The 7,975-nt window shown below is 71.0% G+C and carries 11 protein-coding genes and 1 pseudogene; 2 read left to right on the top strand and 10 right to left on the bottom strand.

All coding sequences use genetic code 11. From position 1 onward, the window contains the following. From AC08OV_RS21715 to AC08OV_RS21700, 4 genes and pseudogenes are all read right to left on the bottom strand, one after another. The coding region (locus AC08OV_RS21715) for an nSTAND1 domain-containing NTPase (RefSeq protein WP_476620232.1) at window positions 1-674 on the bottom strand (674 nt) is incomplete at its 3' end. 111 nt (window positions 675-785) lie between these two features. Next, a complete protein-coding gene (locus tag AC08OV_RS21710) occupies window positions 786-2,147 on the bottom strand; it encodes an IS256 family transposase (protein ID WP_476620233.1) in 1,362 nt (453 codons plus the stop codon). A 32-nt stretch (window positions 2,148-2,179) separates the two neighbouring features. After that, a complete protein-coding gene (locus AC08OV_RS21705; RefSeq protein ID WP_476620231.1) occupies window positions 2,180-3,118 on the bottom strand; it encodes an nSTAND1 domain-containing NTPase in 939 nt (312 codons plus the stop codon). A 41-nt stretch (window positions 3,119-3,159) separates the two neighbouring features. Next, window positions 3,160-3,255, bottom strand: a pseudogene (locus AC08OV_RS21700) (hypothetical protein); the annotation flags it as partial. Between AC08OV_RS21700 and AC08OV_RS21695 the strand changes: the two are divergent. Continuing rightward, window positions 3,250-3,621 (top strand): hypothetical protein, encoded by a 372-nt coding sequence (locus tag AC08OV_RS21695; protein WP_476620230.1) that lies wholly within the window; start codon window positions 3,250-3,252, stop codon window positions 3,619-3,621. The pseudogene AC08OV_RS21700 and the gene AC08OV_RS21695 sit on opposite strands and share 6 nt — an antisense overlap. 464 nt (window positions 3,622-4,085) lie before the next feature. On the opposite strand, the gene AC08OV_RS21690 is transcribed toward AC08OV_RS21695, so the two are convergent. Further along, complete coding sequence (locus AC08OV_RS21690) at window positions 4,086-4,538, bottom strand: helix-turn-helix domain-containing protein (RefSeq protein WP_476620229.1); 453 nt, start codon at window positions 4,536-4,538, stop codon at window positions 4,086-4,088. A gap of 178 nt (window positions 4,539-4,716) precedes the next feature. Here AC08OV_RS21690 and AC08OV_RS21685 point away from each other — a divergent pair, with 178 nt between their 5' ends. Further along, complete coding sequence (locus AC08OV_RS21685) at window positions 4,717-5,745, top strand: NYN domain-containing protein (protein WP_476620228.1); 1,029 nt, start codon at window positions 4,717-4,719, stop codon at window positions 5,743-5,745. Window positions 5,746-5,816: 71 nt separating this feature from the next. On the opposite strand, the gene AC08OV_RS21680 is transcribed toward AC08OV_RS21685, so the two are convergent. The 5 genes from AC08OV_RS21680 to AC08OV_RS21660 form a co-directional block, all read right to left on the bottom strand. Beyond that, window positions 5,817-6,299, bottom strand: a complete 483-nt coding sequence (locus AC08OV_RS21680; protein WP_476620227.1) for a hypothetical protein — start codon at window positions 6,297-6,299, stop codon at window positions 5,817-5,819. A 70-nt stretch (window positions 6,300-6,369) separates the two neighbouring features. After that, on the bottom strand, window positions 6,370-6,930 hold the full coding sequence (locus tag AC08OV_RS21675; protein WP_476620226.1) for a hypothetical protein: 561 nt from the start codon (window positions 6,928-6,930) through the stop codon (window positions 6,370-6,372). Between the two features lie 137 nt (window positions 6,931-7,067). After that, window positions 7,068-7,241 (bottom strand): hypothetical protein, encoded by a 174-nt coding sequence (locus tag AC08OV_RS21670; protein WP_476620225.1) that lies wholly within the window; start codon window positions 7,239-7,241, stop codon window positions 7,068-7,070. Window positions 7,242-7,254: 13 nt separating this feature from the next. Continuing rightward, window positions 7,255-7,524, bottom strand: a complete 270-nt coding sequence (locus AC08OV_RS21665; RefSeq protein ID WP_476620224.1) for a hypothetical protein — start codon at window positions 7,522-7,524, stop codon at window positions 7,255-7,257. A 153-nt stretch (window positions 7,525-7,677) separates the two neighbouring features. Then, a partial coding sequence (locus AC08OV_RS21660; RefSeq protein WP_476620223.1) for a hypothetical protein occupies window positions 7,678-7,975 on the bottom strand: 298 nt, incomplete at its 5' end.

The raw sequence follows: 7,975 nt of genomic DNA, 5'->3' as shown, positions 1-7,975 counted from the left end.
CGGGGGGTGAGGAGGGTGAGGGTGGAGTCGGCTCGGCTGTAGCCCCAGAGCTGGCGGGTCGGGCGGCCGGCCTGGTGCCAGTCGGTGGCGGCGGTTTCGGCTTGGGCGCGTTGGCGGAGCCGGTCTTTGTCGTCGGTGATGGCGGTGGCCAGCGGTGGCCAGGCGGTGAGGAGTCGTTCGTGGGCGACTTCGACGGTGGCCGGCCCGTCGGGGGTGGCGTCGAGGACGAGCAGGCGGCGGGTGACGAACGGGACCAGCGCGGTGCGGGTCGTGTCGGGTAGGTCGTTCAGGGGGATGCGTCGGCGGATGGGCCGGCCGTCGGCGTCGATGGTGATGAGGCTGAGCAGCCCGGCGAGGATTTCGGGCCGGCTGCGGCTGCTGGTCCCGGTGACGTCGGCCAGCGCGGCGTTGGCGTGTGCGACGAGCGCGCCCTGGACTCCGCCGATCTGCTCGTACAGCGCGGCCGAGAGCACGTGGGTGTCGGCGGCTTGGGCGGCCAGGTGCAGGCGTTGGAGGGTATAGGCGAGCAGGGGTAGGGCGTCGCCGTCGCCGGTGTCGGTGACGAGGCGGGCGACGAGCTCGTCGTCGATGTGCAGTCCGGACGTCCGCGCCGGCTCGGCGATCACCAGCGGAAGCAGGTCACGGGACAGTGGCTGGACGGTCTCGGCCGGCACCGGCAACCCGACGGGTGCGGTGGCTTCGAGGAGCTGGTCAAGGTATTCGAGCTTGTCAAGATATCTGTGTGCGGTTTGCGTTCTGATTTTCCCTGAACCGTATGCTGATCTTTAGTTGATGTAGGTGTCGAGGCGGCCGGGGTGGGCCGCCACGAGCGCGGCGAGGGCGTCCTTCCAGTTGACGGTGACCGCGCCCTCGACGAGCCGCCCGGGGGCCTTGCGGGTGCCGCGGGGGGCACCCTTCTCCTTGGCGCGCTGCCGGGCCCGCTTGTCCTCGATGTCCATGATCGCGAGCCAGAGGAGCTTCACGACCGCGTCGTCGTTCGGGAAATGCCCCCTGTTCTTGATGATCTTCCGGAGCTGGTAGTTCAGCGACTCGATGCTGTTCGTCGTGTAGATCACCCGGCGGACCGGGGCCGGGAACGCGAGAAACGGCGTGAACCGGTCCCAGGCGTTCTGCCAGGTCGCGACCGCGGCCGGGTAACGCCGGCCGAGATCGGACTCGGCGAACTCCAGCAGCGCGGTCTCCGCGGCGTCCGCGGTCGGCGCCGTGTAGACCGGCTTCAGCGCGGCGGCGACTTTCCTACGGTCCTGGTAGGACACGAACCGCATCGCCGAGCGGATCAGATGCACCGTGCACGTCTGCACGGTCGCGTGCGGCCAGGTCGCCTCGATCGCCTCGGGTAGCCCCTTGAGCCCGTCACAGCACACGATCAGAATGTCGGCCACACCACGGTTGGCGAGCTCGGCGCACACCCCGGCCCAGAACGCCGCGCCCTCGCTGGCCTGCACCCAGATCCCCAGCACATGCTTGACCCCGTCGACGTCGACCCCGACGGCGATGTGCGCGGCCTTGTTCCGCACCTGATGGCCGTCACGGACCTTCACCACGAGCGCGTCGAGGTAGACGATCGGGTAGACCGCCTCCAACGGCCTCGCCTGCCACGCCTTCACCTCGGCCAGCACCCCATCAGTGATCTTCGAGATCGTGTCCGGGGACAGCTCCGTGCCCAGGGTCCGGGCCAGATGATGCTGGATGTCACGGACCGTCATCCCACCCGCATACAGCGAGATGATCATGTCGTCGAGGCCACCGAGACGACGCTCCCGCTTCGGCACCAACCTGGGGGTGAAACTCCCCGCCCGGTCCCGCGGCACATCCAGCCCGACCGGGCCGACCTCCGTCGACACCGTCTTACCGGTGAACCCGTTCCGCGAGTTCGACGCCCCCCGCCCGGCCGGATCACCGCGCTCGTAGCCGAGATGCGCGCTCATCTCGGCCTCCAGACCCCGCTCGAGCACCGCCTTGACCAGCTCCGGCAGGAACCCACCCGGACCGGTCAGCGCCACCCCCTGCTCCCCGGCCTGGTCGATCAGCTCGTCCAGCCACACGTCATCCGCGAGCAGCTCCCGCAACCGCCGCCCCGACCCGCCCGCCAGCGGCCCACCAGCCTGTTCCCGGCCCGCGGCCACCCTCGCCCCGGACCGAACCACCTCGTTCTCGATCATTTCGGTCTGCACCCGACCCTGTCCCTCCGGGACCCCTCACGGAGCCCCTGACCTGGGCAAACGGTACACAGACCATCTGACACGCCCAGGTATTCCGAGCGCAGCGTCGCGACCACCCGGACCCGGGCCCGATCCGCCAGCGCCAGCAGAGCCAGAAACCTGTCCCGGTCGGCGGAGCTGGTTCGCACGAGGAGCTCCTCGGCCTGGTCGATGACCAGCAGCAGCCATCGCGCCGGCTGCGCTGCTGCGAGCAACTCGCCGATGATCTGGCTGACCCCGTCTGAACGGTCGAGTCTACGGGCGATCGTCTCGGCGTCCCAGGCCAGGCCGTGCCGGCGGCCGGCGTCGGCCAGCACCACCGCAAGCGCCTCTGCCGGCCGCTCGCCCGGGACCATCGGGAGGGCCACCAGCCAGTCCGCCTCGCCGGCCAGCCTGGGGGCCAGCCCGGCGGCGACCAGTGACGACTTCCCACAGCCCGACGGGCCGACCACCACCGTCAGGCCGCCCGTTTCGGCCCGCGTGACCAGCTGGCCCACCAGCCGGAGGGTCTCTGCCCCCCGGCCGTGAAACACCCCGGCCCGGTTCGCGTCGAACGCCGCCAGCCCCGGGAACGGTGACAGCCGCGGTTCCCCGTCGCCGGCGCCGTGCGCGCCGGGGAAACCGGGCGCGGCGCCGGCGGGAAACGGTGGCGCGGTGGAAGGTTTCTGCCGGGCGGTGGTGGCCGCGCCCAGCAGACGTTCGCCCGCGGTGGGGTCGTCGAGGCCCCACAGGTCGACACCGATCAGCGGACGCAGCAACCCCGGGCGTGGACAGTCCTCGACCCGTGCGACGACCAGCCGGCGTTCGGTCCCAGTAGGGTCGGCCGCCCACACCGCCTGCCACTGCGCGGACTCGACCGCGGACACCAGGTAGGCGGAGGACAGCACGGCGACCATCCGCGCGGAGGACCACCGCCGCGATCCACCACGCCCTGCCAGCCTTCGGCGCCGACGCCGGCCAGCCAGCCCGTTCCACCACGGCCTGCCACCGCTGCACCGCGACCCGCAGCATCCAGGACCCCATCCCGGTGCATCTGCCCGCGCACCACCAGATCTGCCTCAGGCACGCGATCTGGCTGTCCCCACCGGGAACACCCCAGTTCAACGTCGAGGCATGCCCGGAGATCGTCGCGGCCGAGCGTCACGCCCGCCGGCTCCACCGCCACTGCACCATCGAGCAGCTCATCCACGCCAAGGTCCAAGCCGCACACGACAAGGCCGGGCCAGCGCACGGGTGGAAACGCCGGACACAGGCGCTCATCGAGTCCAACCCGCGTTCGGTCGTCGAATCATGCCCGCACGCGCTGTTCCACGCCGCGGCCTACCCGGACACCATCGCCGCAGCCAGGGCCACCGTCACCAGCCAGCCACAACACCACGTCCCGAGCAAACTTCACTGACACACATCGGCTCTCGACGCCGCCCGAGCCAGACCGAACCCGCCCCCTCGACACGATCAGCTGACAACGAAGTTTCCTCGCCGCAGGTCAGAAGCCCCCAGCCACGCAATCTTCGTTGTCACGGGACACCATTTGCGCGTCTTGTGGGGACGGTCGAGGCCGATGACGATCAGGGGCGTGAGGGTCCGAACTCTCCCACGTGGATGATTCAGACCGGGCCGCCACCGTCCCCGCGGCCCCCCGAGCCCTTACCCGCCCGTCCCAGGGCGGCCGAGTCGGCTGAGGCTCACTGGCGCAGGCCCTCGGTCGCCGGGGGACATGCCGGTGCGATGTCGAGATCCGGGGCGGCTTCCTCTCGGTATGGGCGACGGGTGCTGGGGCCGGGACCGCTGCCTGCGTGGGCGAGTCGTGTCAGGGTGCCGGCTCTGGCGCACGCACCGGCCGGTGTCCCCGTCGGGACTCGCTCAGGGCGGGTTCGCTGCCCGGGGCGACGTCGCGAGGTGCTCGGCGAGGGCTGTGACGTTGTCCTCGATGCGGCGCAGGACGGTGAGGATGTCAGCCAGGCCGATGCTGGCTGGCGCGCGGCCGGCCGCGGGCTGGGCAGGTGGGTCTGGCTTGGGCCTGGCGCTGGGTGGGGGCGCGTGGAGGAGGATCTGGAGGAGGTGGCCTTCCGGCCAGCCGAGCGCGCGGGAGACCGCGGCGAGGGTGGCGTCGGTCGCGCGGCGCTGGCCGGTGCCGCGCTGAAGGACGCGCAGGGTGGCCACGGAGACGCCGGCGCGTCGCGCGAGTTCGCTCTGGGTGATCCGGAGGGTGATCATGCGGGTGTTCAGGGCTGCGGCGACGGCCTGCCAGTTTTCGCGGGCGGCGTGACCAGCAGCGGGGCGGCGGGGACCGTTCGGATGAGGAGGGGTTGTCATCGTGGCCTGCCTAGGGGTGTTGAGGGTGGCGTCGAGCAGCCGCGCGGCCGGAGGACTTTGAGCGGTGTGTCGGAGGCGCCGCCGCGCCCAGATCCCTGCGGGGAGATTGCGATGATGCTGGTGCTCGGCGGGTTCTTTGCTGGCGCGGAGCCGTTCGGCGTTCGGATAGGAGATGCGGTTGACGGTTGGGAAACCTGCCGACGGTGAGGGGTGGCGCCGCGTGCGGGGCCTGCTGTCTGTGGGTTCGCCGCTGGCCGTGGCCCGGGTGGCGCGCGGGTGGCTGCATGGCGGGATGGCGACGCTCGCGGTCCCGTGGCCGCGAGATGTCTCGGCTCCCGGTGGGCAGCCGCCCGTGCCACGGCCACCGGCCCCTGTCTCCTCGACCGCCGTTGCGGCGGATAACCCGGGGGTGGGGCGGGCGCGGCTGGCGGTGCTCATCGACGCCGACAACGCGCAGGCGTCGCTTGTCGAGCACGTGCTCGCGGAGGTCGCGACGTTCGGCACCGCCCACGTCAAACGTGCCTACGGTGACTGGACCGGCGCCCATCTGCGCAGCTGGAAGGACCAGTTGCTGGCCCACTCGATCCAGCCGATCCAGCAGTTCGCCCATGTCGCGGGCAAGAACGCGACGGATGCGGCGATGGTGATCGACGCGATGGACCTGCTCTACAACGGCGAGCTGGACGGCTTCTGCTTGATCTCCTCCGACAGCGACTTCACTCGGTTGGCCTCCCGGCTGCGGGAGTCAGGCCGCACCGTCTACGGCTTCGGGGAACGCAAGACCCCGCGGTCGTTCGTCGCGGCCTGCGACACCTTTACCTACGTCGAGAACCTGGCACCGGCGCCCGCCGTTCCGCCTTCCGCCCGGCCGGCCGAGGCCGCGCCCGCCGGTGACATCGTGACGGCCGCCGCGCGCCAGCCCATCCCCGGCTCCCGGCTGCGCGGTGACACGAAGCTGGTGACCCGGCTGCGCGACGCCGTCGAGGAGGCGTCCGACGACGACGGCTGGGCGAGCCAGGCGAAGGTCGCCACCATCATCCGCAGGCGGGTCCCGGACTTCGATCCCCGTGACTACAGCTACCGGAAGCTGGGCGAGCTGATCGCCGCGATCGAGCTGTTCGAGGTCGAACGTCGCACCAACAGCGCGGGCAAACCGACCCTCGTCTACCTGCGTGACAAGCGCCGTCGCCGCACCCCCGCCGGTTAGGCCGCCCGCAGTGGGCGATCCGGCCACGAGGCCACGGCGGTAGACATCCGCCGGGCAGGCGGGCGCTCTGCTCAGCTGCCGGTGAGCTGGCGCAGGAGGCGAACGCCGGGCATGCGGGCCTCGGCCCGCATCGGCACGTCGAAGATCTCTGGCTCGTCGAACACCGGCTGTCCGTTGGGGCGGCGGGTGTAGGGGGCAAAGCCGAAGTCAGCGCCGTCGGTGGTGTCGTAGGCGGTCCAGGCGATGGTTTCCTGCTCGCCGGGGCGCAGCGGGTGGTTGGAGACCGCCCGGCCGTCGTAGATGCCGGGTTCGGTCTCGATGATGACCTGGGGGACGGCGAAGGCGAATCGGCGCAGGTTCAGGGCCTGGGCGTGCTCGGCGGCCTTGTGCTCGAAGGCGATGGTGGTGTCCGGGTCACGCTGGTAGTCGTAGTCGGACAGGATCTGGCGGCGGTCGCCGTCGAGGATGACGATCGCGGGCGCCTGCTTGAGCCTGATCGCGCGCTGGACGCGGCCGACGACGTCGGTGACCAGCGTCCAGGTGTCGTCGTTCATGCCGCGTGTCCTTCCCATCGGAGCGGCGTGGTGGAAGCCCGCCATAGGCCGGCCGGAACAGCGGACACGTTCAGCCCGGCGCCTGGTCGCCTCCTGGCCGCAGGTCGGCGCGTAGGTGCAGGGTCTCGTCGAGGATCTCGCGCAGCAGCGCCATCCCGGGAAACTTCCGCGACGGGTTCACCGGGACGGTCACGGTGAACTTCTCGTCACCGTCAAGGCCGAACGTGTAGGTGCCGTCGGGGTTTCGGGTGTAGAGCGCCATCCCGGTGGTGACGCCCTCCTCGATGTCGTAGATCGTGTAGGCGATCACGTCGTACTCGTCGAGGTCCTCGCGCAGCGGCCCGGTGTACGGCGAGCGCAGGCGCATCGACTCCTCACCGACGAGCGGAAGCGGCGTGACGATCATTGGCACGGCGATGATCAGCCGGTCCAGGTCGATGCCGGCGACCTCCCGGGCCAGCTGCTGCTCGTACTTGACGGCCTTGGCGGGGTCACGCAGATAGTCGGCGAAGCAGTGCTCACGGGTGGGTTCGCCTTCCAGGACCGCGACCGCGGGCTGGTCACCGGCCCGCAGCGCGTCCTGGACCTCGCCGATGGTCGTGTCCAGCAGGAAGTGGGACTCGATGTTCATCGCGGCGTCCTCTACGGTCGGGTCGGCTGTCGTGGCGGGAGGAACCGGGGTGGTTCCAGTCTGGTCTGGCGGGTAGCGGCCTGTCCCCGAGAAGGGGGCCGCTACCCGCGCGGCCTGGCCGTGCTGCTGCGTCCCCGTCACAGTCGTCTGAGGTTGTCGCGGGTCGTGGTCACCGTGCCGTCACGGCCGAGGTCGACGACGTACCACTCGCCGTCGATCTTCGCGATCTGGCCGAACCGCCAGATGTGCCCGTCGCCGACCCGGACCCGCACCGGCGTACGGATGGCCAGTCTGTCCTGCTCATATTCCATGATTGTCTGTCCTTCACGCGGCGCGGTGGAGGCGGACCCGCCTGCGGGCAAGGCGGGGTCGGAGCGTGAGGTCGGCGAAGTCGAGCTGGCCGACGATCTGTCGGGTCGGCCACGTGACGAGTCGGCCGCAGCGCAGGCAGCAGTAATGGCCACGCCAGCGGATCGAGGTCGTCGCGGCCTCGCGGCGTCCGATCACCGGGACGAACCCGTCACGGTCCGGGGTGTTGTCACAGCGGCACAGCCACGCGTCGTCGCCGCCGCGGCGGGCGATGAATTCAGGCACAGCAAACACACCTTTCTCCCGGCAAGGGGCTGGGAAAGTTGGAAGGGGAAGGGGCGGCGCGAGGACACACCCGCCTCGGTGGACTTGGGAGCATGAGCCGGTGCGCGGCGACGGGGCCGCGTCGACCGAATCCGTTCTGACGGGGCCCTGGGGTCAGGGTTGGTCGGTCTGGCGGTCGGGGGTGGCCGGCCGGGTCCAGCGGCCGGTGTGCGGGTCCCAGACGGCTTCGCCGTAGAGGTGGTTGAGGTCGGGAAGCTCCTCGAACGGGGCGGGCATCATCCAGCCGAACGCCCGGCACTCGGCCTCACCGGGATAGCTGCCGGTCCAGGGGTCGTCGCCGTGGTCGTGCGGCTGGTCGCAGCCGACGCGTTGCAGCCCGGTCTGGCGGCAGCGGGCGACGTCGCAGTCGGGGTGGTGGCGGCGGCCGGGAAGCGCGTCGCAGCCACCACCC

The sequence above is a fragment of the Frankia sp. CeTa3Moorea genome, from assembly GCF_978021225.1.
Note: the sequence above shows the minus strand (reverse complement) of the source record. Positions and strands in the feature narration are given on the sequence as shown.